The sequence below is a fragment of the Kineococcus auxinigenes genome, from assembly GCF_050871525.1.
Lineage (GTDB): Bacteria > Actinomycetota > Actinomycetes > Actinomycetales > Kineococcaceae > Kineococcus.
Map to the genome: position 1 here is coordinate 1 of NZ_JBKBCT010000169.1, position 616 is coordinate 616.

General features: G+C 62.7%; 2 protein-coding genes. Both read right to left on the reverse strand.

Annotation, left to right across the window (positions count from 1 at the left end; translation table 11 throughout):
• A partial coding sequence (locus tag ACRYR9_RS19840; protein ID WP_432540238.1) for an exonuclease domain-containing protein occupies nucleotides 1-338 on the reverse strand: 338 nt, incomplete at its 3' end.
• A gap of 15 nt (nucleotides 339-353) precedes the next feature.
• A partial coding sequence (locus ACRYR9_RS19845; RefSeq protein ID WP_432540239.1) for a formyltransferase family protein occupies nucleotides 354-616 on the reverse strand: 263 nt, incomplete at its 5' end.

Genomic DNA, 616 nt, shown 5'->3' on the forward strand with positions numbered 1-616 from the left:
TCGCGGAAGGGCGGCAGCCCCAGGCGCTGGAATTCCATGTCCAGGAAGCCCAAGTCGAACGCGGCGTTGTGGATGATCGCCTCGGCGCCCTGCACATAGTCACGGATTTCGTTGACGATTTCCGCAAATTTGGGCTTGTCGGCCACAAACTCGTTGGTGATGCCGTGCACCGCCATCGCGCCTGCGTCGATCTCCCGCTCAGGGTTGATGTAGAAGTGCAGATTGCGGCCGGTCAGCCGGCGGTTGACCATCTCCACGCAGCCGATTTCGATCACGCGGTCGCCAGTGGCGGCGTTCAGGCCCGTGGTTTCGGTATCGAGGATGATCTGTCGTGTCATACGCCCACCTACCCGTTACTTGAAGACGACGGTCTTGTGGCCATTGAGCAGGATGCGATGTTCGGCATGCCACTTCACGGCGCGGGCCAGTGCCACGCACTCCACATCACGACCGACGGCGGTGAGCTGCTCCGGGTCCATGCTGTGGTCCACGCGCTCGATCTCCTGCTCGATGATCGGGCCTTCGTCGAGGTCGGCCGTCACATAGTGCGCCGTCGCGCCGATCAGCTTCACGCCGCGCTCGTGTGCCTGGTAGTACGGCTTGGCACCCTTGAAGC